Origin of the sequence: Natronomonas marina (assembly GCF_024298905.1) — an archaeon.
Taxonomy (GTDB): Archaea; Halobacteriota; Halobacteria; order Halobacteriales; family Haloarculaceae; genus Natronomonas; species Natronomonas marina.
Window position 1 is genome coordinate 3,145,443 of the sequence record NZ_CP101154.1, and the last position, 23,617, is coordinate 3,169,059.

Consider the following 23,617-nt stretch of genomic DNA (forward strand, 5'->3'; position numbering starts at 1 on the left):
TCAGTCCTCGCCGGTGAGGGCGTCGTCGACGGCTGCCTCGATGTCGTCCTCGAAGGCGTTCAGTTCTCGGCGGAGGGCGGCCCGCTCGAAGTACAGCAGTTCGGCCGCGACGACGGCCGCCGCGATGACGAGGACGGTGACGAGCGTCCCCGGTTCGCGCCGGTAGAGGTGATACAGCATCAGCGGCGCGAAGGCGGCCGTCCCGACGACGCCGACCGCGGGCGGCAGCGGATTGACCGCCTCGCGGTCCCGGTGCCGGAGAGCGAGGTAGCTCACGGTCCCGAAGACGACGATGAACGAAAGCGACGCGAAGGCGGTGATGGCCTCCAGACTCCCGACGACGGTCAGCGCCGCCGTGATACCGCCGAGGGCGAGAAAGGTTCGGGCGGGAACGCCGTCGGCTCCCGTCTCGCTCACCCGGTCGGGCAGCAGGTCCTCCGAGACCATCCCCTTCGCCAGGTGCCCCGAGGAGAACAGCGTCGCGTTGATGGCCGACCCCGTCGAGAACAGCGCCGCCAGCGACACGACGGTGTAGCCGACGCCGGCGTAGCCGACGGCGCCGAGCATCGGCTCCGCGGCGCTGGCCAGCGCGGTGTGGGGGTGGGTGCGGAGCGCCTCCCGCGCCAGGTTCGTCGTCACCACGCCGACGACGACGTAGATGGCCACCGCGACCGGAATCGAGACGTAGACCGCCCGGCGAATCGTCTCGGTGGGGTCGACGATGCTCTCCTGGTCGTAGAACAGTAGCTGCCAGCCCTGGAAGGCCACGAAGGAGACGGCGGCGGCCATGACGGGGCCGAACGACGGTAGCTGTCCGACCCCGAGCGAGATGGGGCGCGGTTCGACGACGGTGGCGAACACGAGGCCGCCGACGCCGAGCGCGACCAGCACCGCGACTTTCGCCCCGACGAGGAGGTTCTCGGCCGACCCCGTCGCGCGGGCGCCGAGCAGGTTCAATCCCACGAACGCGGCGACGACGGCCACCGAGACGACGGGCCGAAGCGGGACGCCGGCGACGGCCTCCGGGACGCCGCCGAGTCCGACCGCGAACTCCGCGAAGGCGACCGCGTACATCCCCATCGAACCCACGTACCCCACGAGCAACGTCCACCCGACCATGCCCGCCGCCGTCGTGTCGTCGAGGAAGCACCGGACGAAGGTGACCGACCCGCCGTCGTCGTCGACGAGGCCGTTCAGAACCGTGTAGGAGTAGCCGGCACACAGCGCGACGACGCCGGCCAGCACGAACGCCAGCCAGGTCGCCGGGCCCGTTATCTGGGCGACCACGCCGAGGACGGCGAAGATGCCGCCGCCGATCATACCCCCGAGGGCGATGGAGACGCTTCCCGCGAGGCCGAGTCGTTCGCTCATCCGTTAGCATTCGTTCGAACGGAATGACTTTGGATGTGTCGTTTCGATAGACATTTCAACCGAAAATGAAGATAACAGTCGCTGACCCTCCCGGAACAGGTCCCGCCGAGGCCCTCGACCGGGGTGGACTCTCGCGGTTCGCCGCACCCCTTCCTCGCTTCGCTCGGTCAATGCCTGCGTCGCCACTCCACCGAGAGCCGGGCGAACAGTTCCAAACGAGAGTACCGGATGCGTGAACTCCCGGGAGAACGCGATCAGAACTCCCGCAGGACGGACGCGAGCGAACTCGCGAGTTCCTCGAACCGATCTATCTTCATCGGGTCCGTCGTGACCCAGACTCCGTGCTCGCCACCGATCACCCGGGTCAGGTAACCGGTTTCGAACACGCGGATCGTGAACTGGTACCGGCCGAGTTCGGACCCCTTGTACGCCTGTTGAGAACGGAACCCGAGGCGTTCGTTCTCCGCGAAGCCGACGAGATCAGCGGTTCGATCGAGATCGTCCCGGAGGTACAGTTGCTCGAACTCTTCCTCGGTGAAGTACGTGAGACTGCGGAGTTCGTCGCCAACCACGGTGCGAGCAGCGCTGATCAGTTCCGTTCGCTGTTCTTCAGGTACGTTACCGTTACTCATAGTGGATCGTTCGATCCGCGCCCACAAACCAATTTGGATAAATCCTATTCGCTTGGATCGACCCGATTCGCACGACCCGATAGCACACGGTGACCGGCGTCTCATCGGTAAACGCATCGAACGGATACCTCCCCGACCGCGTCTGCGATCAGGAGGACAGACCGAAGTGGAAGTGGAGATTCCGACCGGGAAACCGACAGACGAAAGCTCTATTTCGAAGGGAAACGGGCGGGTACGGGACGCAGCGGACGGGTGTTACTGCGCGCTAATCACGTCGTCGATGCGGGCGATCATCGTCGCCGCCTCGGTGGCGGACTCGACGGCCTCGCGCTTGACGGCGGCGGGGTCGAGGATGCCGTACTCGACGGGGTCGCCGACGTGGCCGGTCTGGCCCTCGCTGATGAGGCCGGCGCGGCCCTCGGCGTCGTGCGTCGTTCGGAGGTCCACCAGCGCGTCGATGGGGTCCATGCCGGTGTTCTCCGCGAGCGTGCGCGGCAGCACGTCGACGGCGTCGGCGAAGGCGTCGATGGCCAGTTGCTTGCGGCCCTCGACGCTGGCGGACGACGAGCGGATGTGGTCGGCGATGGCGATTTCGGTCGCGCCGGCGCCGGGGACGACGCCGCCGGCGTCGAGCGCGACGGTGGCGACATCCAGGGCGTCGTTCAGCGCGCGCTCGAGTTCGTCGGCGACGTGTTCGGTGCCGCCGCGGGCGAAGACGGTGACGGTCTCGGCGGCCGCGCCACCCTCGATGAAGGCGAGTTCGTCGTCGCCGAACCGCTGGACGGAGACGCTGTCGGCCCGCCCGAGCGCGTCACTCGAGAGGTCGCTCAGCGTGCCGACGGTGCGGGCGCCGGTCGCCCGCGCGATGGAGCGGGCCTCGTCGTCGTCGACGGAGTCGAAGGCCAGCACGCCGTCCTTGGCGAGGTAGGAGCCGACGATGTCCTCGACGTCGCCGGTGACGAAGGCGACGTCGACGCCGGCGTCGGCTACCTGCTCGGCGTAGCCGCGGAGTTCGCCCTCCTCGGCCTCGATGGCGGCGTTGAGCTGGTCGACGTTGGAGATGTCGTACTCGGCGTCGATTTCGGCCTCCCGGACCTCCAGATCGAGGTCGAGGACGGCGATGCTCGCGTCGGTGAGGTCGCGGGGCATGTCCTCGTGGAGGGGCTCCTCCTCGCTGATGACGCCCTGGACCAGTTCGGTCGCGGAGGCGCCCGCGCCCGTCTGTGTGCGGATGGTGATGGCGTCGCGGTCGACGCCGGCGCCGGTCTGGACCTGCCGGACGGCCGAGACGATGGTCTCGGCCAGCGCCTGGGCGTCGATGTCGCCGGTGCCCTTGCCGGTCATCGAGGACTCGGCGACGGCGGCCAGTTCGTCGTCGTCGACGTCGTCGGCGAGCGTCTGCTCGTCGATGGCCTCGAGTGCGAACTGTGCGGCCTGCTGGTAGCCCTCGACGATGGTCGTCGGGTGGACGTCGTCGTCGAGCAGGTCCTCGGCCTGCGCGAGGAGCTGGCCGGCCAGGACGGAGGCGGTGGTCGTGCCGTCGCCGACCTCCTCCTCCTGTGTCTCGGCGACCTCGACGATCATCTGGGCCGCCGGGTGCTCGATGTCCATCTCCTGGAGGATGGTGGCGCCGTCGTTGGTGATGACGACGTCCCCGGAGTCGGAGACGAGCATCTTGTCCATCCCTCGCGGGCCGAGCGTGGTCCGGACGGACTCGCTTACGGCCTTGCCGGCCTGGATGTTGGACGACTGGGCGTCCTTCCCTCGCGTCCGTTCGGTGTCCTCGTCGAGAATGAAGAGCGGCTGACCGCGCCGCTGGCGCATCTGCTGTGACATGTTCGTTCGATATGTCGTCAGCGGTTCTATATAAGGTTTCCGCAACCGTCCCGTCACGGGACGGGAGTTACGCTCCCGAGGTCGGGGTGGTTTTTACAGATTGCCGAGACGAATGCCCCGGGGCCTGGCCCCGAGGCGGTTCACCGCTTGTCGTAGACCGCGACCGCGCGGTCGGTTCGGTTGCTCCACCCGCGGGGGTTCCGCCGGGGCGAGCGGTCGGCGTAGCGGGCCCGGATGCCGTCGGCGTAGCCCCTCGTGGCCCCCAGAAGGACGTCGCGGCCGTTGCCGAGCCACGTCGTCGGGCGGGCCTCGCCGCCGGCGACGTCCCGGAGCGTGGCGGCGGCGTCGGCGACCGCGTGGCGGCCGGTCCGGAACGGGACGGTCGGGTGGAGCCCGTAGTTCTTCGCCAGTCGATAGGCGAGCGAGTGGTACCGCTTCCGCCAGTCCCGTTCGGTCCGCCCGCCGTCCGTCGCGGTCTCTCGCGAGACGCACATCTCGGAGGCCCACGCGACCCCGTAGCCGAGACCGGCGACCCGGTGGGCGGCGTCGCGGGCGCCGCCGGTCTCGAGGTTCTCGTCGAAGCCGTCCAGGTCCTCCAGCACCTCCCGGGAGAAGGCCGCGTTGCCGCCGTTGAAGTAGGTCACCGACCGCCCCCGGATGGCCCGGGTCTCGACGCTGTCGGTGGCGACGCCGGCCCGCAACTCCTCGTGGGTCGGCCCCGTCACGACGCCGGCGTCGGCGAGCGTTCCCCTGATGGCGTCGGCCCAGCCGTCCTCGACGCGGACCGTCGGGACGAGGTAGGCGATGGCGTCGCCGCGCGCCCGGTCGAGGCCAGCGTTCCGGCTGGTGTTGACGTTCCGGCCGTCGATTTCGACGAGTACGTCCACGTCGTCGCGGTCCCGCACCATTCCGCTGGTGCCGTCGGTGGACGGGCCGTTGACGACGATGACCTCGTCGGGGGCGTCCGCTGACAGGGCGTCGAGACAGCCCTCCAGCCGGTCGCGCTCGTTGAGCGTCGGCACGACCACCGAGACGTCCATACGCCGAGTAGCGCCCTCGAGTACTAAAAGCTCCGCGTCTGCGGGCGGCTCACCCGGGGACGTGGGCCTCCCAGTAGGAGACCGACGCGAGGTGGTCGCCGATGGGCGACCGTCCGACCGCGGTGTCGAGCGCCCGGAACGGGCTGGCGATCCAGCCCGGGACCTGCCGGTAGAAGCCGTACGGGACGACGAAGTCGTGGCTGGCGTCGACAAGTTCGAGGTCGGCGCCGACGAGCAGTTCCCGGACCTCCCGCTCGGAGTAGAGCCGCGACCCCATCGGGAGCGCCCAGTTGTATATCGAGCGGGTGGAGTACCGCTTGAACGTGTCGAAGAACACCTGTCCCTTCGAGACGCGCCGGAGTTCCGCCATGAACCCCTCCGGGTCGGGGGCGAGGTGGAAAAACCGCATCGCAAACACCGAATCGAAGCAGTCGTCGGGAAACGGAAGCCGACCGGCGTCGGCCTGCATGAACTCGATGGCCCCGTCGACGCCCGCGGCCCGGGCCTTCATCCGGCCCTGCTCGAGCATCGCCTCGGAGATGTCCACGCCGACGATGTCGGCGCCCCGGTCGGCGAGGGTGACGGTGAACCGCCCCGTCCCGCAGGCCACCTCGAGGATCCGCTTTTCGTCGACGGGCGACAGGGCGTCGAGTACGGCCTCCTTCTCCCGACGGTCGATGAACCGTCCCCCCCGCGAGAAGCGCTTGTCGTCGTACGCTTCCGCGATGTCGTGCTCCTGGTACCACTCCTGTCCCTTCACGCTACCTCAACCGACCCGCCGGCGGCATAAAAGAATGCTGGATACGCCGGAACCGCCCGAGTGCGCCCCCTCAGTCGCCCCGCGCGACGACGTGGTCCGGTCGAATCTCGAGAATCACTCGCGCGCCCGACTCCTCGCCGTGGTTCGGGTACTCGGAGACGTCCATGTACCGCCGGGCCAGTTCGTCGATGTGCTCGACGGCGCCGTCCTCGGTCAGCGCCGCCACCTCGCCGCGCACCGAGACGTACCGGTAGGGGTCCTCGGGGTCGCACATGCTGACCCCGACCGAGGGGTCGCGTCGGACGTTTCGCTCCTTCAGGCGCCCGCGGGCGGTGTTCACCAGGACGCGATCAGCGTCGGCGTCGTAGTCGACCCACACCGGCGTCGACTGCGGCGTCTCGTCCGGCATCACCGTCGAGAGGTGGGCGAACGTTCGCTTCTCGAAGAGGTCGTGGTATCCGTCCGGGATCGAACCCATGGGACCGACGACGGTCGCCTCCTACAATGGTGTTCGGTGCCCCCCACCCGGTCGCCGTCGTGACGCCCGGTCGATGTCCAGGGAGCGGCGCGCGCGAGCGATAGGACGGGCAGAAACCGGGGGTGAACGCGCGTCGTCCGGGCGCGCCCCGGTCGAGACGATGTCGGACGGTAGCGACGGGAGAACCCTCCACACGTTGAGAAGAATTGCCGAACCACGGGGGGACGCGAACGCGTCGCGTGCCACTCCACATCAAACGTCCATGAAAAGCCGGCAGTACGGTCCCGGTTTCGCACAAACGTTGCGAGCCTATAACGTATAACGATTCGGAGTATAAGGGGTCATTATACACAATTGAGTGTAGGTATTGTTTTGACACCCATATAGCGAAGGTTTACCAGTGGGTTCCACAGAGGGCCAGTATGAGCACGACCACGGAGGAACGCTCACGCCCAGCCGACTCACCGTTGGCGGACCCCGAGTTCCGGGACCGCCTCCGCGAACTGCCCCCGAGCGCGAAACTCGTCGCCAAGGTGCTGGAGGGCGCCTCGCCGCTGTCGCAGGGACAGCTGGCCGAGGAGTCGCTGCTGCCCGACCGGACCGTCCGCTACGCGCTGAACCGCCTCGAGGAGGAGGACCTCGTCGACTCCCGGTACTCCTTCCACGACGCCCGGAAGCAGGTCTACTTCCTCGTCAACTGAACGACTCTTTTCGTCGAGTTTTCGCACGCCACACCGGTCGCGCTGCGGAGAACCACTCGACAGCCGAGGCGGCCTCGCGGACGCTATCCACCCCACTCGTTAAGCCACCGCCGCCCCTGCCGCCGGTATGCACGTCGAGCGCGTTCCCGTCGAGGTGTCCACCCGGGCGCCGACCGGCACCACCGCCTGCTACGTCCTCGGGTCCGCGGACGCCCTGCTCGTCGACCCGCCCGCTCCCGACGACCGCATCGAGGCCGAACTGGACCGCGTCGGCGCCGTCGCCGTCACCCACCACCACCCCGACCACGTCGGCGCGGTCGCCGAGTACGCAGACGCCGCCGACGCGACCGTCTGGTGTCGGCTGGGCCGCGAGGACGAGTTCGTCGAGGCGACCGGCGCCGCCCCCGACCGGACGTTCGCCGAGGGAACCACGATCGAGACGGGCGACGGCCCCGTCGTGGTGCGGGACACACCGGGACACGCCCCCGAGCACGTCGCCTTCGAGACGCCCGACGCGCTCGTCGCCGGCGACCTCGCTGTCGCCGAAGGCAGCGTCGTCGTCGCACCGCCGGAGGGCGACGTACGAGCCTACCTCGCCTCCCTGCGACGAGTGCTCGGCCTCGCGCCCGACCGCATCCTGCCCGCCCACGGCCCCGTCATCGACGACCCGAGAGCGACCTGCGAGCGGCTCATCGACCACCGCCTCGACCGCGAGCGGCGCGTCCTCGCCGCCGTCGAGGCCGGCAACCGCACTGTCGAGGACCTCCTCGATGCCGCCTACGACAAGGACCTCACCGGCGTCCGGGACATGGCCGCCGGCACGGTCCGCGGCCACCTCGAGAAACTGGCCGTCGAGGGCCGCGTCCGCTGGGACGGCGCCCACGCCGACCCCGCCTAGACCGGGGCGCCGCTGCCCGCGAGCGCACCGCTTATCCGCGCTCGGCCGAACCCACCGACATGAGTCTCGAGGCCGACCTCGACCGTGCCCGCGACCTCTCGGTGGCCGACCTCGCCGACGCCGTCGAATCAATCGGCTTCGAGTGCACCCGGTGTGGGGGTTGCTGCAAGGCCGTCGAACCCGACGACGGCGAGACACAGGAGCACACCGCCACCCTCTTTCCCGACGAGGCGCGCGAGTTGCTGGACGCCACCGACGAGGGGTTCGACCGCGAGTACGACTGGCGGGACGTCGCCCGGCCGATGCCCTACGGACTCTCCGAGGGCGAGGACGGCCCCGAGGGCGAGACCTTCGAGTGGGCGCTGCAGACCGACGCCTGCGGGGACTGCACCTTCTACCGGGAGGCCGACGACGGGACCGGCGCCTGCACCGTCCACGGCGAGCGCCCGCTCATCTGCCGCACCTACCCGTTCAGCGTCGTGCTCGGCGAGGCGGACGACGAGGACGCCGCCGTCGCACAGCCGATGGGCGAGGCCGTCGACCGCGAGGGGCCGGTCCGCGCCCACGAGTGCGAGGGCCTCGGCCGGGACATCTCCCGGGCCGACGCCGAGGAACTCGCCGCCGCGCTCAAGCAACGGGCGGTCCGTGAACTCGAGGAGGCCATCGCTGTCCGGGAGAACTACGAGCCGCGACCCGACGCCGACGGCGTGGTCGTCCACGATTCGGAGGGCCCGAAGCGTCCCGACGGGACCCCCCTGAACAGTCGGTAGCTTCTATACGGGCGCCCCGTATGTTGTGGGCGAAGGTCTATGGAAATCTCCGATAAACTCCTGTGTCTGTTCAGTGCCGAGGTCGAGGAGACCGAGGACCGTTTTGTCGTCGAGATCCCGCGCAGAGAGGTCGAGACCGGCTCCGTCGATCCCGGCGAGACGTACCGCGTCGCCCTGGTCGCCGGCGGGACCGAAACCGGATCGACGTCCTCGGAGTCCGAACCCAGCGACGAACCGCAACCCCCCGTCGAGGAGGGCGAGATACGCTACGTCGAGATCGAGGACCTCGGCAAGCAGGGCGACGGCATCGCCCGCGTCGAGCGCGGCTACGTCATCATCGTCCCCGGCGGCGAGGTCGGCGAGCGCGTCAAGGTCGAGATCTCCGAAGTGAAGTCGAACTTCGCGGTCGGCGAGATTATCGAATAGAAACTTTTTGCACGCTCGCGAGCGCCTCTGGCGCTCGCTCGCGGCAAAAACTTTCATGAAAAATAGCGGCTCGCTCCAGCCGCGCGGCCGTCGGGCCGCGCGTTAGTCGCTCGCCGCTACCGCGCGACCGAAGGAAGCGCGGTGAACCGCTCGCGCCCTGCGGGCGCTGGCGGATGCTGCCTCCTGCTTGCCGAACACCACGCAACGGCGTTTCGTCCCTGTACCATTCGACCACGTTCGTCCGCGAGTTTTTCCGTTCGGTGGCGTCGAAACCACACGACTGCGCCGTGTTGACCGACCGTACCAAACCGCCTTTTGTGTGGTAGCCCCACTCGACGCACATGAGCGCGACCGCAACGACGCCGACGACCGACCTCAGCGACAAGCAGCGCCGCATCCTCGCGTACCTCCGCGAGAAGGGCCGGATGAAGACCTACTTCAAGTCGCGGCTCATCGGCGACGAACTCGGCATGTCGGCCAAGGAGGTCGGCACCAATATGACCGCCATCTGCGAGGGCGACTTCGACGTCGACGTCGAGAAGTGGGGCTACTCCTCGGGGACGACCTGGAAGGTCACGGTCTGATTTTGGGCCGTCGGCGGTGGCCGCCCGGTCCGGCGGTCAGTCGGCTTGCCACTCCGATTCCAGCAGGCCGTACGTTATCTGGTCGACGTACTCCCCGTCGACGTAGTAGTGCTCGCGGTGGCGACCCTCCTGAACGAACCCGAGTTTCTCCAGCGTCGCCCGCGAGGCGTCGTTGTCGGCGCGGGCGGCCGCGCCGATGCGGTGGAGTCGCCGCTCGTCGAAGCCGTACTCGACGAACCGACCGACGGCGTCGGTGCCGTACCCCTGCCCCTGTTCCTCCGGGACGAACCACGCCCCGATAAACGCGTGCCCGGAGTCGGGTTCGAACATGAACATCGACAGCAGACCGATGGGCTCGCCGTCGACGCAGGCCAGCAGGCCGAGGCCGTCGCTGTCGTCGTTCATGTACCCCTCGATGTCCTCGCTCGCCTCGGCGACCGCGTGCGGCCGCGAGCGGGGGAGCCACGGCCGGACTTCGGGGTCGTTCCGGCCGCGGGCGACGAACTCGGCGTCCTCCTCGGCAACGGCGTGCAGATCAACCTCCTCGCCGTGCAGGAAGGGAGGTCCGGGCATACTCGGCCCGTCGGTGGTCGTCGGGAAGTGTCTTCCGCCGGCGTGTGAATCCGTCTCGTACGGACTGCCGTACCCGTTTCCGGGGGGCGGTTACCGGTCGCGCCGGAAACGACTCACGGCACTCCGTCTCAGGGGTCGTACGCAACGAGTTCGTCCGCCTCGCCGGCGAGGGCGACCGCCTCGGCCCCGAAGGAGTCGGCATACCGGACGACGAGCGTCAAGAGCGTCTCCGGTCGCTCGACGACGTAGCCGTCGGCCCGCGACAGCAGGCCCGCGGCGTCGAGTTGGGTGGCGTACTTCGAGACCGTCGAGCGGGAGACGTCGGCGGCCGCCGCGAGGTCGGCGCCCGTCGCCGAGGGGTCCCGCAGCAGCGCGACGAGCATCCGCCGCGGCGTCTCCCGGCGGAGGTAGCCCAGCGCGCGCTGCTCGAAGTCCGAGAACCGTCCCGCCGGGAAGTACCGCTTGTAGTCGCCGTCCTTGCGGCCGACGACGGCGCCGTCGTTTTCGAGGCGCCGGAGGTGGTGCTGGGTCTCGCCGGTGCCGAGCTGGAGGTCGTCGCGGAGCTTCGAGAAGTGCGCGCCCGGCGTCGCCGCGAGGTAGCCGACGATGGCCTCCCGGACGTCGCTTCCGTCGTCGGCCGCCGAAATCCCGACGAGCGGGGTCGTCGCTCCGAGTGCCGCGAAGCGCTTCAGGGTCGCCCGCTTGCTCTCGTCGACCCCCTCGTCTCTCATCACCGGTGATTGGAAACACCGGGGTATAACCTCTTCGCCACGTTGTCCGTGAGCTGTCAGTTCTTCTCGGTCTCGGTTTCGGCGTCGGTGGAATCACTATCGTCGCCGCTCTCTCCCCCGTCGTCGCCGGAGTCCGGCGTGGTGCTCCCGGTGCCGACCTCGCTGCCCTCCGTCGTCGTGCTCCCGGTGCCGACCTCGCTGCCGGACCCGCTGCCGGACATCTCCTCGTCCATCTCGGCGATGACCTCGTCGGGGTCGCGGATGTCGGCGGGGTCGGCGCCTTCCTTGATGGCCTGGGCCTCCTGCTCCATCTGCTCGACGTCCATCTCCGTCTCCTCCTCGATCTGGCCGAGGATCTCCTCGATGTCGTCCAGTCCGAGCATCTCGCGGGTCTCGGCGTCGAACTCCAGACTCTCGAGCAGTTCGCCGTCGGTGGCGACGTCGCTGCCGGTGAGGTGCTGTCCGTACCGGCTGAGCAGCGAGGTGAGTTCCTGCGGGAGGACGAAGGTGGTCGACTCGCCCTTGCCGATTTCCTCCAGCGTCTCCATGCCGCGTTCGATGACGGCCCGTTCGCCCATCGACTCGGCGGACTTGGCGCGCAGCACCGTCGAGATGGCGTCACCCTGCGCCTCGAGGATCTGGCTCTGCTTTTCACCCTGTGCGCGGATGATGTTGGACTGCTTGTCACCCTCGGCGGTCTCGATGGCGCTGCGGCGTTCACCCTGCGCCTCGAGAATCATCGCCCGCCGCTTGCGCTCGGCGGAGGTCTGCTGTTCCATCGCCTGCTGGACGTCCTTGCTGGGGTTGACCTCGCGGACCTCGACGGACTCGACGCGGATGCCCCACTCGTCGGTCGGTTCGTCCAGTTCTCGGCGGATGTGGGCGTTGATCTCCTGGCGCTTGTTCAGCGTGTCGTCGAGTTCCATGTCGCCCAGCACCGCCCGCAGGGTGGTCTGTGCGAGGTTCGAGACGGCCTTCTTGTAGTTCTCGACCTCGAGGAAGGCCTTCCGGGCGTCCATGACCTTGATGTAGACGACGGCGTCGGCCGTCACCGGCGAGTTGTCGCGGGTGATGGCCTCCTGGCGCGGCACGTCGAGCGTCTGGGTCCGCATGTCGAAGGGGTAGGTTTTCGAGACGAATGGCGGGACGAAGTTGATACCCGGTTCGAGGAGTTTGCGGTACTCCCCGAACACCGTCAGCGCCCGTTTCTCGTAGGCGTTGACGATCTCGACCGCCTGGTACACGGCCACAACGGCGATGGCGAGCAACAGCAACGCGACGATGGGCAGAATCGTCCCACCCAGCTGGAGGGGCGTGAACATACTCCGTCTTCGGTCGAACCCTCCATAAGGGTTCGGCTGCGAGCGGTATCGGCTGCGTACACCCCACGGCAGATGTTCGAGAGGGGTTCGTCCCGGACTCCGGGACCCCCGGCGGCGGGGACGCTCCCTTCAGGCCGGTTCGCCGTCGCCCTCTCGTTCCCGTTCCGGTTCCGGCTCGTCGGCCTCCCCCCGCTCGCGGTCGGCCGCCAGCCGGCGGTCGATGTCGTCCTCGAAGACCGACGTCGACTCGACGGTGACGACGTTGCCACCGCCGGGATCGACCACCATCACCTCCTCTCCTTCCGGAATCTCGCCGTCGAGGGCCCGCGCCTGGTAGTAGGGGTTGAAGCCGCCGCCGTCGAGTTTCACCTCGCCGCTGCTTTCGGTGACTCGCTCGGTGACGCGGCCGGTCTTGCCCCGCAGGGACTTCGAGTCGGAGGTCTGGCCGCTGCCCTTCCCGCCGTAGAAATCGAACTGCCGGTAGGCGTACAGCGCCCCGCCGCCGGCAGCGATGACCACCGCCGCCAGGACGAGCGGCAGCGCGACCGCCGGGAGGACCGGCCCCACGAACAGGCCGACCAGCCCCGCCGCCAGCAGCGCGATGCCGATGACGATGAAGTGGGCGCCGGGGGCGAACGCCTCCATTATCATCAGCCCCGCTCCGATCAGGACGAGCAGGAACGGCACCGAGAGCCCGAACAGTTCGGGGCCGGTCTGTGCGAGGACATCGATCATGCTGCTGGGTAGGGGCTCACGCCCGTTAATGGTTCGCCCAGACCGGTGTCACCGGCTGTAGGACGATTCAAGCGACGAACAACCGCGAGAGGACGAACAGCGCGAACCCGACGCCGAGCAGCACGAAGACGGCCCCCTCGAGGGTTGGCTCGCCGGGCTCTATTTTCGTGTTCTCTCGGGGGGCGTCCCCCCCGGCGGCGTCCCCGGTGGTCGAGTCGACGACCTCGTCGCCCTCGCCGTCCTCCTCGAAGTCCGACAGCGGGAAGCGCCACTCCTCCTCGGTGGCGCCCTCGCCAGCGTCGTGGTCGGCCATACCGGCCGTACGGGGCGGGTCCGCAAAGGCGTGTTGGGTTCGGGGGCGCGGTGACGCCGCCGCCGGCCGACTACTGAACCTTCGTGCCGGGGTCGGCGTCGCCGACCGTCGTCAGGAGGTCGGCCTCCTCGCCGGCCGCGAGCAACATTCCGTCGGACTCGACGCCGAACAGTTCGCTCTTCTCGAGGTTGGCCACGACGACGATGCGGGTGCCCGGAAGCTCCTCGAGGTCGTGTAGCTGCTTGATGCCGGCGACTATCTGGCGGGTCTCGACGCCGACGTCGACGACCAGCCGCGCCAGGTCGTCGGCGCCCTCGATGGGCTCGGCCTCCAGCACCTCCGCGACCCGGAGGTCGAGTTGCTTGAACTGCTCGAACGACACGCGCTCGTCGGCGATGGGTGCTACGTCCACGTCCTCCCCGTCGTCGGCCTCGTCCTCGTCGCTTTCGGATTCCTCGTCCCCGCCGGCCGCCTCGATGCGGGTCTGGAGCTGCTCGTTTAGCTCGGCAACCGTCTCGTCTTCGAGCTTGTCGAACAGCTCCTCGGGCTCGTCGAACTCGGCGGGCGGCGCCGCCAGAGCCTCTTCGAGGGACGCGTCGTGGACGCTGCCGGCCTCCCCGATCTGGTCCCACAGCTCTTCGGCCTTGCCGGGCAGCACCGGCTCCATCAGCACTGCGAGCGCCTTCGAAATCTGGACGCAGTCGCGGATGACCTGCGCGGCCGCCTCGGGGTCGTCGTCGGTGAGCTTCCAGGGTTCGTGCCGCTGGATGTACTCGTTGCCGAACCGCGCCAGTTCGACGGGTACCTGGCCCAGTCCGCGGACGCGGTAGTCGTTGATTGCCGCCCGGAAGTCGTCCATCGCCGCCTCGATTTCCTCGCGGACCTCGTCGCTGACCGCGGCGTCGGGCGTGCCGCCGTAGTTGCGCTCGGCGAACAGCAGCGACCGGTAACAGAAGTTGCCCAGCGTTCCGACGAGTTCGCTGTTGACCCGCTCGGCCAGCCCGTCCCACGAGAAGTCCACGTCGGCGACGAACTCGCTGCCGGTGACGATGTGGTAACGGTACAGGTCCGGGTGCAGGCCGGACGCGACGTAGTCGTCGGCCCACACCGCGCGGTTCCGCGACGTCGAGAAGGCGTCGCCGTCGAGGTTGACGAACCCGCAGGCCATCACCGCCCGCGGCTCGTTGTAGCCTGCACCCCGCAGCATCGCCGGCCAGAAGACGGTGTGGTGCTGGATGATGTCGTGGCCGATGATGTGGATTATCTCGCCACCGTCCGGCTCCTCGTCCGTCCCGCGGTTCTTCCAGACGGCCTCCCAGTCGAACTGGTCGGCGCCGACCCGCTCGGAGTACTGCTTCGTCGAGGAGACGTACTCGATGGGCGCGTCGACCCACACGTACAGCACGAGGTCCTCCTCGCTCTCGGCGGCTTCGCCGCCTTCCCGAGGCGTCTCCGACGCCTCGCCGCCGGGGTAGTCGATACCCCAGTCCATGTCCCGGGTGATACAGAGGTCCTGCAGTTCGCCCTCGATCCACTCCCGTGGCTGGTTCTTGGCGTTCTCGGTGCCCTCCAGCCGGTCGATGAAGCCCGCGAGGTACTCCTGAAAGTCGGCGAGGCGGAGGAACTTGTGTGGCCGGGTGCGGTACTCGGCGGGGTTGCCGGTGATGGTCGAGACGGGGTCCTCTATCTCGCCGGGTTCGAGGTGGCGCTGGCAGCCCTCGTCGCACTCGTCGCCGCGGGCGTACTCGCCGCAATAGGGGCAGGTACCCTCGACGAAGCGGTCCGGTAGCGGCTGGTCGGCCTCGGCGTCCCAGGCGACCTCGATCTCCTTCTCGACGACGTGGTCGCCGTCGATCCACGACCGGACGAACTCCCGTGTCAACTCGGTGTTCGTCTCGTCGTGGGTGTGACCGTAGTTGTCGAACTCGACGTTGAACTTCGGGAACGTCTCCTCGTACTGTTCGTGGTACTCGAAGGCGTACGTCTCGGGGTCGACGCCCTCCTCGGCGGCGTTGACGGCGATGGGCGTGCCGTGCATGTCCGACCCGCAAACGAAGGCGACGTCCTGGCCGACCCGTTCTAAGGCCCGCGAGAGGGCGTCGCCGCTGACGTAGGTCCGCAGGTGGCCGACGTGCAGGTCGCCGTTGGCGTACGGCAGCCCGCAGGTGACCACCGCGGGCTCGTCGGTGGGGAACTCCTCGTGCATACTATTCGTGGCTCCTTCGAGGGGCAAAACCCCGCTGGTTTCCTCGCGTCATCGATGGTTGGTGTCGGCGTCGTGGGTGCTCGTCGGCGGTACGGTCGACAGAATCGCGGTTTCGGCGTCCGGTGCGACCGTATGACGGGGCTGACGGACGCTCCACGCGCGGCTCACGAGGTGCGCATACCGCGGCGACGGCGCAGGCGAGCCATCTACCCGACGCGAGGCCACGCGCCGAAAAAAGCCTTACTCCACGGCGGCCAGCGACGCCACGCCCGAGGCGACGCCCCCGGCACCGCGCCACGCCCCGTCGACCCGCCGCAGCAGTTGCCCGGCGGTCGTGCCCGCGTACATCTCCCCGCCGGCGGCCGCCCACGAGAGGACGAACTCGCCGGGGGCGCCGGGGTACTCGACCGGTTCCAGCGTCTCGCCGCCGTCGATGGACTCGTACAGCGCGGCGTCGGTGCCGCGGGGGCCGTCCCAGGTCGGCGGCGGCCCGACCGTCGCCGCCGCGTACAGCCTGTCGTCGTGGACGGCGGCCTCCCGGAAGTACCGCCCCTCGACATCGCCGTCCAGCCGCGTCCACGTCCGGCCGGCGTCGTCGGTCCGGTAGAGGCCGTCGCCCGTCGAGACGACCCAGTAGCCGTCCGCGACGAGGACGTGGTGGACGTCGTCGTGGAGCCCCTCGCGGCGCTCGGTCCAGGTCTCGCCGCCGTCCTCGCTGACGTGGACGCCGCCGACCTCGATGCCGGCGATCAGGCGGTCGCCGTCGGCCCGTAGCGCCCTGACGTGGGCCTCGTCGCGGTGCCGCGGCGTGTGCCACGACCCCCGGGAGGGCAGGTCCTGGAGGCCCTCGAGTTCGGCCCAGGTCACGCCACCGTCCGTCGAGACGTACAGGTGGGCGGGGTGGGTGCCGGCGTACAGCCGCTCCTCGGGGGGGTGTTCGAGGACGGAGTACACCCCCGTCCGTGGCGTCGCCAGGCGCGTCCAGGCGTCGCCGCCGTCCAGCGAGCGGTAGAGGCCGCTCCGCGTCGCCGCGTAGGCCCGCGACCCGAACGTCCGGACCCGCATGACGCGGTCGGAATCGAGGACGCGAACCGCCTCCTCGAAGGCCGTCGGTGGGCCGCGGTAGACCCCGTTCCGGGTCCCTGCGAGAAGTTCCATGCGTGGGGGTCCCCGCGGGGCGTGTTAAGCGTCGTGGTCCATCAGGCTCCCGATGTCCACGCGAACCGACCGATGAAGACACTACCAGATCGGAACGATGTTCGTACTGGTATGCAAGAGACAGAGCGCGAGTCCTGTCCGAGCGATCGACCTGCCCGGAAGCGTGGCGACCAGTCCGTCCGGACGAGGACGCATCGGGTCGGAAGATACGGGCCTATCCGGCGGACCGAGCGCTGGAGGACGCCGCCGTCGGGCCGGTCCCGTTGAGTTCCTGTCTGTGCACGTTGGACTGCCCGACGTACCGGTCGGGGAGTACCGGCACCCAGTCACAGTACTTCGGGATACCCAGGTAGCCGTGCCAATCGATGCTCAGGAGGTCGCCCGGCGCCGGGTCGAACGGGATGCGGGCGGTCCGGAGGGTCGCCGTATCGCCCACGCGAATCGGGTAGGACCCGCCCTCCAGGGTGGTCCACTCGGCGCTGAAGGTTTGCCCGACCGGCTCCTGCGAGATGGTCACCGTCACGTTCTTGAAATCGAACTCCTCGCTGATTCCCAGCCTGGTCTCCCCCTCGTGTGTGAGCCGAATCCGCTCGTCGGTCTCGGCCACGTCGAACTCGTTTTCCACGGCCGGAACGTTCGCCGCAGTCCCCTTGCACTCCTCGCGCTGCTCGTGGAAGACCAGGGCCGTCGGGATGCCGGCAGTAACGAGCAGGACAACCACCGCCGCGATTTTGAATCGTTTCGAATCAGGGAGATGCACGAGTGGTATTCGTCCATTTTATGTTATCACGGTAAAATTTTTTTATAACTACTGACACGTGGTGTTCGGATACGGACGGAGAGCGTTGCGGTTCGGTTCCCGAGATTGGAGACAGTGCAGAGCGAAAACCAACCCCTTGGGAGATGAGAGAGAGTCAACCGAACACTACCGTCAGGCTAGCCGGTCGATGTCGGCGACGAACTCCTGCAGCATCGGTCGGGTGACGTGGGGCATACAGACGACGCGGGCCTCGTCGTTCTCGGTCCGGGAGAGCCGCCAGCCCCGCTCCCGGAGGTCCGCGATGAGGCCGTGCGGCAGATCGATGGTGACGATGGGCAACACCGGCGAGACGACGCCGAAGCCCCGCGAGCGGACCTCCGCGGCCAGCCAGTCGGCGTTGGTCTGCGAGCGGCGGTACTGCGCCTCGTAGCCCTCCGGCCACAGCTCCTCCATGGCGGCGACCGCGGAGGCGACGCCGGCGCCGCTTCGGGTCCCCGTCAGCGTCACCTGCGAGGTCGACTCCAGGTACGGCGTGTCGATGGCGAGTTCGTCCAGCAGTTCCGGGCCGCGAGCCAGCAGTCCGCCGGCCGGCACCGCGGCCTGCCCCATCTTGTGGGGGTCGATGGTCATCGTGTCGATGTCGGCGTCCGAGAAGTCCCAGGCGTGCTCGGTGAACGGCAGGACGAACCCGCCCCAGGCGGCGTCGACGTGACACAGCGCGTCCACCTCGTCGGCCATCTCGGCCATCGCGGGAATCGGGTCGACGCGGCCGTACTCGGTGGAGCCGGCGACGCCGACCACCAGCACGGTGTCGTCGTCGATCAGTTCGGCGACGCCGTCGAGGTTGGCACGGTAGTCCTCCAGCGGCGCCGTCCGCAACTCGACGCCGAGGATGTCGGCGGCCTTGCGGAACGAGAAGTGCGCCGAGGCGGGCGCGACGAAGTTCGGGTCCCGCGTCGTCGCCCGGTTGCGCGCGATGCGGACCGCCTGGATGTTCGCCTCGGTCCCGCCCGAGGAGACGTAGCCGGCCGCGTTCTCGAGGCCGGCCACCCGTCCGAGCAGGTCGACCGCCTCGCGTTCGAGTTTGGCGACCGTCTCGTAGGTCCCCGGATCGCCGGGGTTCGTCGCCAGGAACCGCTCGGCCGCCTCGCGGGCCGCCGGATGTGGCTCGGTGCACATCGACGACAGTACACGGCTGAAGTCCTGCGGTTCGGCCCGCTGCATACCTCGGTCATACGCGGCCGTGCCTTTATCGATTGTGTTATTCGCCCCCGTCAGAGACGACGTTCGTCGACGTTCTTCGACGCCGTGGTGGTCCGTTCGTCCGCGTCCCTCCGGCGTGGCCGTGTTCGTCGCTGTTCCGCTGCGGCGCGAGAACGGCGCCCGTCGGCGCCTCCCGACGCCGTCGGGGACGACGTTCGCCGACGTTCGTCGAGTGACGGCGGGCGTTTCAGGCCGAGTCGGCCCACTCGGGCCGCTCGACGCCGGGGTCCTCGAAGCTCGTCATCTGGAACGTGAACTCGTAGTTACCGGTCTGGCCCTCGACGTCGTAGACCGCCGCGGCGGCGTAACTGTGGACGCGACCCTCGGTGTCGACGACGAGTTCGGCCTCGAACCCGCTGACGTTCCCTATCCGGTCCTGCCCGGCGAACACGCTGTTGTTCTCCGGCAGGCCGTCGACCTCCAGGGTCACGACGTCCGGGCCGTTCTCGCGCTCCTCGACGTCGACGACCTCGAACGCCGAGGTGAGGCGCGTCTCCAGCAGCGTCCGCCCGGCGAGCGTGGCGGCGTCTTCCGGGTCGGTGGACTGGTACTGCGGCTCGCCGCCGCCGGCCTCGGCGCGCCGTACCTCTATCGTCTCGTTGCCCCAGGCGATAAAGCGCGTGGCGACGCCGCCGCTCGTGACCGTCTGGTAGCGGTACTCGGTCGCGCCGGCGGTCACGCGGGTCCGCTGTCGCTGGGACACCTCGATGGCCTCGCCCTGCCGGACGGTGGTGGCGTTCGTCCGTATCTCCTGGGCGAAGCCCGTCTCGGTGACCGCCTCGACGTGGGCGTCCAGCAGCGCCGTCTCGTTTTCGAGTTGGCCGTCCTCGATGCCCGGCACCTCCTCGGCGGCCGGGGTGCCGCCGCCGCCCGACCCCGGAAGCGCCGAACAGCCGGCCGAGACCGCGAGCACGCACAACAGCACTGCCGCAAGGCCCTGTCGCATGGGTCCACCTCGGACCGGCCGAATAAAAGGGGCGCGATACGGGCCGACCCGAAACGGGGGGCCGCGTCAGCGGACCGAATCGAGCAGGAGTTTCTGCTCGACCCGCTTGACCTCGTGTTGGACGTCCCGGACCGCGTCGATGTTCGCCGAGATGGAGGAGACACCCTCGTTGACGAGGAACCGGACCATCTCGGGTTTCGACCCCGCCTGCCCGCAGATGCTCGTGGCGACGTCGTGCTCGCGGCACGTCTCGATAGTCGTCGAGATGAGGTCCAGTACGGCCGGGTGGAGTTCGTCGAACCGGTCGGCGACGTTGCCGTTGTTCCGGTCCACGGCGAGCGTGTACTGGGTGAGGTCGTTGGTGCCGAAGGAGGCGAAGTCGATGCCGGCCTCGGCCATCCCCTCGACTCCGAGCGCCGAGGCGGGCGTCTCTATCATCACGCCCCAGGTCCGCTTGCCGGGGTCGATGCCCGCCTCCTCCATGAGGTTCCGCGCCCGCACGACGTCCTCGGCGTCGTTGACCAGCGGGAACATGATCTCGACGTTGTCGTACCCCATCTCGTAGAGCCGACGGAACGCCTCCAGTTCGTGTCTGAAGACGTCGGGCCGGTCGAGGCTCCGGCGAATCCCCCGGTAGCCCAGCATCGGGTTGTGCTCGTGGGGTTCGTCCTCGCCGCCCTCCAGTTGCCGGAACTCGTCGGTGGGCGCGTCCAGCGTCCGCACCCGGACGGGTCGCGGGTAGAACTCGTCGGCGACGCCCCGGATACCCCCGACTATCTCGTCGACGTAGGCCTCGGCGCCGTGGTCGTCGATGTACCGCTCGGGCGTCTTGTTCGTCGACAGGATCATGTGCTCGGTCCGGAGCAGGCCGACACCGTCGGCGCCCGTCGCGGCCGCGCGCTCGGCGGCCTCCGGGATGGAGACGTTGACCTTCACCTCGGTGGCGGTCATCGGCTTGACCGGGTTCTGCGGCCGGACGTCCTCCAGGGGTTCGGCCTCCTCCTCGGCGTCGGTCGCGCCCTCGGTGACGCTGCCCTTGTCGCCGTCGATGGTGACGACCTGGCCGTCGCCGAGGGCGTCGGTGCCCGTGCCGCAACCGACGATGGCGGGAACGCCGAGTTCCCGCGAGACGATGGCGGCGTGGCTGGTCATGCCGCCCTCGTCGGTGATGATGCCGCTGGCTCGCTTCATCGCCGGCACCATGTCCGGCGTCGTCATCTCGGTGACGATGATGTCGCCCTCGCCGACCTTGTCGAGCTGGTCGAGTTTTTCGACGACCCGTGCCGGGCCGGAGGCGATGCCGGGCGAGGCGCCCAGCCCCGAGACCAGCACGTCGCCGTTGCCGTCCGCGGCGGCCTCCTCGGCGGCCTCCTCGGAGATGGTCGTGATGGGTCTCGACTGCAGCATGAAGACCTCGTCCCCGACGATGGCCCACTCGACGTCCTGGGGTTCGTCGTAGTGGTCCTCGGCACGCTCGCCGAGTTCGACGAGCCGGTCTATCTCGTCGCCGTCGAGCACCTGGGCGTTGCGGCGGTCCTCGGGGACCTCGCGCTCGACGGTCTCGCCGGTCGACTCGTCTTTGACCATCATCACCTTCTTGTCGGCGACGGTGGTCTCGAGCGTCTCGCCCGTCTCCCGGTCGACGACGTAGTTGTCCGGCGAGACGGAGCCGGAGACGACGGCCTCGCCGAGGCCCCAGGCGGCCTCGATGATGAGCTTCGGCTCCCCCGTCGAGGGGTGGGAGGTGAACATGACGCCGGACTTGTCGGCGTCGACCATCTTCTGGACGACGACGGCGATGTCGACGACGTTGTGACCGAACCCACGCTCGTTGCGGTAGTAGATGGCCCGCTGGGTAAAAAGCGACGCCCAGCACCGTTTTACGCGGTCGATGAGATCCTCCCGGGAGACGTTCAAGAACGTTTCCTGCTGACCGGCGAAGGAATGACCTTCCAGATCCTCCAGCGTCGCAGACGACCGGACGGCGACGAACGCCTCGCCGTCGTCCAGATCGTCGTAGGTCGACAGGATCCGCTCGCGGACCTCCTCGGGCAACTCGGTCTCGAGGACGAGTTCCTTGGCCTTCGCCTCGGCCTCCGCCAGCGCCGTCGAGTCCTCGGAATCGACGTCGACGGCCTCGAAGAGTTCCTCGTCGATTCCCGTCTCCTCGATGAAGGTCCGGTAGGTCTCGGCGGTGACGACGAACCCGGGCGGGACGGGCAGCCCCGCGGCGGTCATCTCGCCGAGCGAGGCCCCCTTTCCGCCGACCGACCCGATGTCGTCGGACCGGATGTCGTCCAGCCAGCGCACGGTGTCAGGTCCAGCCATGTCTGTTTGTCCGAGGTGTCGCCAGCCTCGGTGATAGATGCTTCGTTCCCGCCGCGCGGCCGCCCGATTCGGTGCCTGTGGCCCGCCCGGTGCCGCCGGTGGGGGCGTGAAAAACCCCACCGACGTCGGAAGCGTGGGGGGAGAGAGCAGTGGTGGGGACACCGCCTCCGTGGTGGGGGGTCGTTGCTCCCGACGCGGTGGGTGCTCGACGCTACGTCGGCAGGGGTCTTGGTTAGTCGCGTTCTATCGGTGGTAGCTGCCGGATACCGGGTCCCTCCGCCTCGGATCGGACGGTCGGATCAGAGGGTCACCCGCGCCCCGGCGACGCCAACCAGGACGACGAGCAACGCGATGGACACCGCGGCGACCATCCCGCTGGCGAACAGCGCGACGGCGAGGCCCAGGCCGCTCGCTGCGGCCACTCCGAAGTAGTAGGTGTAGAGCGCGTCGTCGTCGGCGTTTCCATCGAGGTACTGCCGGAACTCCTCGATGTGGGGGCCGCGTTCGACCGAGCCGCGGTCGCCGTCGAACCGGATCGCCCCGGCGTCGTCCATCTTCGGGAGGTGGGACTGGTACAGCCCCACGTAGACGCGCTTTCGCTCCTGGGAGTCCAGCGCCTCGGGCGGCTTGTCGTTCTCGATGCCGGCGATGTGTTCGGCCAGTTCGCCGAGCGTCGTGGCGCCGTCCCGTTCCGCGAGGGCCTCGAGGACGAGTCGACGGCGGCGGTTCTGAAGGACGTCGAAGACGACGTCGAGAGAGGGGACTGGCCTGGTGGCTGCCGCATCACCGTCCGAGTCCGTTTCTGACGTGGGCTGCGTGGTCCCTTCGGCATCGCGGTCGGATGGTGCTGCAGCAACCATGCTGTCTTGTCTCGACACTCCCCCGAGAGTTATAAATATAATGGCCATATTTCGAGATAAAATCAGATTATTCGTGTACGTGTGCCCGCCCCCCCCCCATCTACGACGACGATACGTCGAATTTAACGCCGTCCCGGACCGTAACTCGCCCGTATTCGGCGGGCGGCGGCGCCGCGAGAGGTGTATCGCGCAACTAACGATAGGCGTGTCGGTCCAGTATCCGGTATGACGCTCCGTCGCCTGGCCGCAGTCGTCGGGTTCTGCTTCATGCTGGTGTCGGTGACGCTGGTTCTCCACCTCTTCGTTCTCGCGTGGCTCGTCGGGTCCGACCAGGTGACGGTTCACATGAACGCCCTCGGCGAACGGGACGTGGAACTCGGCCTGATGTTCGTCGGGTTCTGTCTGGTTCCCATCACCATCTACGAACTCGACGTGCTACTGCGGGAGGCAGAGTGAGCCCCCGGTGGAACGTCGACACTGTCGGGCGACCCCCGGGACGCCGCCGCCCTGATCGGGACAGTCGGAAGGGCCGTCAGAGGACGAGGGAGTGTGATCGTAACTCAAATAATAACAACGGATTTATACCATGTGCCGCCGCCCCACACTGCATGGAAAACGGAGCGGAACGGTCGGAACTACCCGATGACGAAAACGAGGTTCGCACCCAGTACGACTGGGAACGGACGACGCCCTCGACCGCGGTCGTCGAGACCGTCGCCAGCGCCGCCGACGCCGACGCCACCGACATCGAGCCGCTCTACGGGACGCTCGATCCCGACGCCCTCGATTCTCTCATCGCCGGTTCGACCGACGACCGATCCGACATCACCGTCTCGTTCACCTTCGCGGGGGAGCTGGTGACCCTCCACGGGACGGGCGAGGTCGTCGCCCGTCCGGCGTACGAAACCGACCGGATCGACGGCTGA

25 protein-coding genes are annotated in these 23,617 nt (G+C 68.5%); 7 read left to right on the forward strand and 18 right to left on the reverse strand.

Features of this window, described 5'->3' with window-relative positions:
• From NLF94_RS16510 to NLF94_RS16535, 6 genes are all read right to left on the reverse strand, one after another.
• A complete protein-coding gene (locus NLF94_RS16510; protein WP_254838729.1) occupies nt 1–1,371 on the reverse strand; it encodes an APC family permease in 1,371 nt (456 codons plus the stop codon).
• A 254-nt stretch (nt 1,372–1,625) separates the two neighbouring features.
• Nucleotides 1,626–2,003, reverse strand: coding sequence for a DUF7522 family protein (locus tag NLF94_RS16515; protein WP_254838730.1), 378 nt, complete (start codon nt 2,001–2,003; stop codon nt 1,626–1,628).
• A 255-nt stretch (nt 2,004–2,258) separates the two neighbouring features.
• Entirely contained in the window at nt 2,259–3,839 is a 1,581-nt protein-coding gene (thsA, locus tag NLF94_RS16520) for a thermosome subunit alpha (protein WP_254838731.1), read from the reverse strand.
• Between the two features lie 140 nt (nt 3,840–3,979).
• Nucleotides 3,980–4,879, reverse strand: a complete 900-nt coding sequence (locus tag NLF94_RS16525) for a glycosyltransferase family 2 protein (RefSeq protein WP_254838732.1) — start codon at nt 4,877–4,879, stop codon at nt 3,980–3,982.
• A gap of 49 nt (nt 4,880–4,928) precedes the next feature.
• Nucleotides 4,929–5,639 (reverse strand): class I SAM-dependent methyltransferase, encoded by a 711-nt coding sequence (locus NLF94_RS16530; RefSeq protein WP_254838733.1) that lies wholly within the window; start codon nt 5,637–5,639, stop codon nt 4,929–4,931.
• 70 nt (nt 5,640–5,709) lie between these two features.
• The gene (locus NLF94_RS16535) at nt 5,710–6,117 is read right to left on the reverse strand and encodes a PPOX class F420-dependent oxidoreductase (RefSeq protein ID WP_254838734.1); all 408 of its coding nucleotides are present in this window, start codon (nt 6,115–6,117) and stop codon (nt 5,710–5,712) included.
• Nucleotides 6,118–6,539: 422 nt separating this feature from the next.
• On the opposite strand from NLF94_RS16535, the gene NLF94_RS16540 reads away from it, so the two are divergent.
• From NLF94_RS16540 to NLF94_RS16560, 5 genes are all read left to right on the forward strand, one after another.
• A complete protein-coding gene (locus NLF94_RS16540) occupies nt 6,540–6,818 on the forward strand; it encodes a MarR family transcriptional regulator (RefSeq protein ID WP_254838735.1) in 279 nt (92 codons plus the stop codon).
• A 127-nt stretch (nt 6,819–6,945) separates the two neighbouring features.
• Nucleotides 6,946–7,716, forward strand: coding sequence for an MBL fold metallo-hydrolase (locus tag NLF94_RS16545; protein WP_254838736.1), 771 nt, complete (start codon nt 6,946–6,948; stop codon nt 7,714–7,716).
• Between the two features lie 59 nt (nt 7,717–7,775).
• Nucleotides 7,776–8,486: a YkgJ family cysteine cluster protein gene (locus NLF94_RS16550; protein ID WP_254838737.1), complete on the forward strand. Its 711-nt coding sequence runs from the start codon at nt 7,776–7,778 to the stop codon at nt 8,484–8,486.
• A gap of 39 nt (nt 8,487–8,525) precedes the next feature.
• A complete protein-coding gene (locus tag NLF94_RS16555) occupies nt 8,526–8,912 on the forward strand; it encodes a TRAM domain-containing protein (RefSeq protein ID WP_254838738.1) in 387 nt (128 codons plus the stop codon).
• 341 nt (nt 8,913–9,253) lie between these two features.
• Complete coding sequence (locus tag NLF94_RS16560) at nt 9,254–9,496, forward strand: DUF7123 family protein (protein WP_254838739.1); 243 nt, start codon at nt 9,254–9,256, stop codon at nt 9,494–9,496.
• Between the two features lie 36 nt (nt 9,497–9,532).
• Here the strand turns inward: NLF94_RS16560 and NLF94_RS16565 are convergent, their stop codons facing one another.
• From NLF94_RS16565 to NLF94_RS16620, 12 genes are all read right to left on the reverse strand, one after another.
• The gene (locus NLF94_RS16565) at nt 9,533–10,069 is read right to left on the reverse strand and encodes a GNAT family N-acetyltransferase (protein ID WP_254838740.1); all 537 of its coding nucleotides are present in this window, start codon (nt 10,067–10,069) and stop codon (nt 9,533–9,535) included.
• Between the two features lie 128 nt (nt 10,070–10,197).
• Nucleotides 10,198–10,800, reverse strand: a complete 603-nt coding sequence (locus NLF94_RS16570) for a winged helix-turn-helix transcriptional regulator (protein ID WP_254838741.1) — start codon at nt 10,798–10,800, stop codon at nt 10,198–10,200.
• Nucleotides 10,801–10,856: 56 nt separating this feature from the next.
• Complete coding sequence (locus NLF94_RS16575; protein ID WP_254838742.1) at nt 10,857–12,122, reverse strand: SPFH domain-containing protein; 1,266 nt, start codon at nt 12,120–12,122, stop codon at nt 10,857–10,859.
• 129 nt (nt 12,123–12,251) lie between these two features.
• A complete protein-coding gene (locus NLF94_RS16580) occupies nt 12,252–12,857 on the reverse strand; it encodes an NfeD family protein (RefSeq protein ID WP_254838743.1) in 606 nt (201 codons plus the stop codon).
• Nucleotides 12,858–12,924: 67 nt separating this feature from the next.
• Nucleotides 12,925–13,170, reverse strand: a complete 246-nt coding sequence (locus NLF94_RS16585) for a DUF7312 domain-containing protein (RefSeq protein WP_254838744.1) — start codon at nt 13,168–13,170, stop codon at nt 12,925–12,927.
• Between the two features lie 70 nt (nt 13,171–13,240).
• Nucleotides 13,241–15,376, reverse strand: a complete 2,136-nt coding sequence (gene metG / locus NLF94_RS16590) for a methionine--tRNA ligase (protein WP_254838745.1) — start codon at nt 15,374–15,376, stop codon at nt 13,241–13,243.
• A 240-nt stretch (nt 15,377–15,616) separates the two neighbouring features.
• Nucleotides 15,617–16,534: a WD40/YVTN/BNR-like repeat-containing protein gene (locus NLF94_RS16595; protein WP_254838746.1), complete on the reverse strand. Its 918-nt coding sequence runs from the start codon at nt 16,532–16,534 to the stop codon at nt 15,617–15,619.
• Between the two features lie 214 nt (nt 16,535–16,748).
• Entirely contained in the window at nt 16,749–17,294 is a 546-nt protein-coding gene (locus NLF94_RS16600) for a hypothetical protein (RefSeq protein WP_254838747.1), read from the reverse strand.
• 171 nt (nt 17,295–17,465) lie between these two features.
• Nucleotides 17,466–18,518 carry a tyrosine decarboxylase MfnA gene (mfnA, locus tag NLF94_RS16605; protein WP_254838748.1) on the reverse strand — a complete coding sequence of 351 codons (1,053 nt, stop codon included), beginning with the start codon at nt 18,516–18,518 and terminating at the stop codon, nt 17,466–17,468.
• Between the two features lie 226 nt (nt 18,519–18,744).
• Complete coding sequence (locus tag NLF94_RS16610) at nt 18,745–19,503, reverse strand: hypothetical protein (protein WP_254838749.1); 759 nt, start codon at nt 19,501–19,503, stop codon at nt 18,745–18,747.
• A 66-nt stretch (nt 19,504–19,569) separates the two neighbouring features.
• The gene (gene ppsA, locus NLF94_RS16615; protein ID WP_254838750.1) at nt 19,570–21,831 is read right to left on the reverse strand and encodes a phosphoenolpyruvate synthase; all 2,262 of its coding nucleotides are present in this window, start codon (nt 21,829–21,831) and stop codon (nt 19,570–19,572) included.
• 299 nt (nt 21,832–22,130) lie between these two features.
• Nucleotides 22,131–22,691 (reverse strand): DUF7344 domain-containing protein, encoded by a 561-nt coding sequence (locus tag NLF94_RS16620; RefSeq protein WP_254838751.1) that lies wholly within the window; start codon nt 22,689–22,691, stop codon nt 22,131–22,133.
• A gap of 225 nt (nt 22,692–22,916) precedes the next feature.
• Between NLF94_RS16620 and NLF94_RS16625 the strand changes: the two genes are divergently transcribed.
• Nucleotides 22,917–23,147: a hypothetical protein gene (locus tag NLF94_RS16625; RefSeq protein ID WP_254838752.1), complete on the forward strand. Its 231-nt coding sequence runs from the start codon at nt 22,917–22,919 to the stop codon at nt 23,145–23,147.
• Nucleotides 23,148–23,299: 152 nt separating this feature from the next.
• Nucleotides 23,300–23,617 carry a HalOD1 output domain-containing protein gene (locus tag NLF94_RS16630; RefSeq protein ID WP_254838753.1) on the forward strand — a complete coding sequence of 106 codons (318 nt, stop codon included), beginning with the start codon at nt 23,300–23,302 and terminating at the stop codon, nt 23,615–23,617.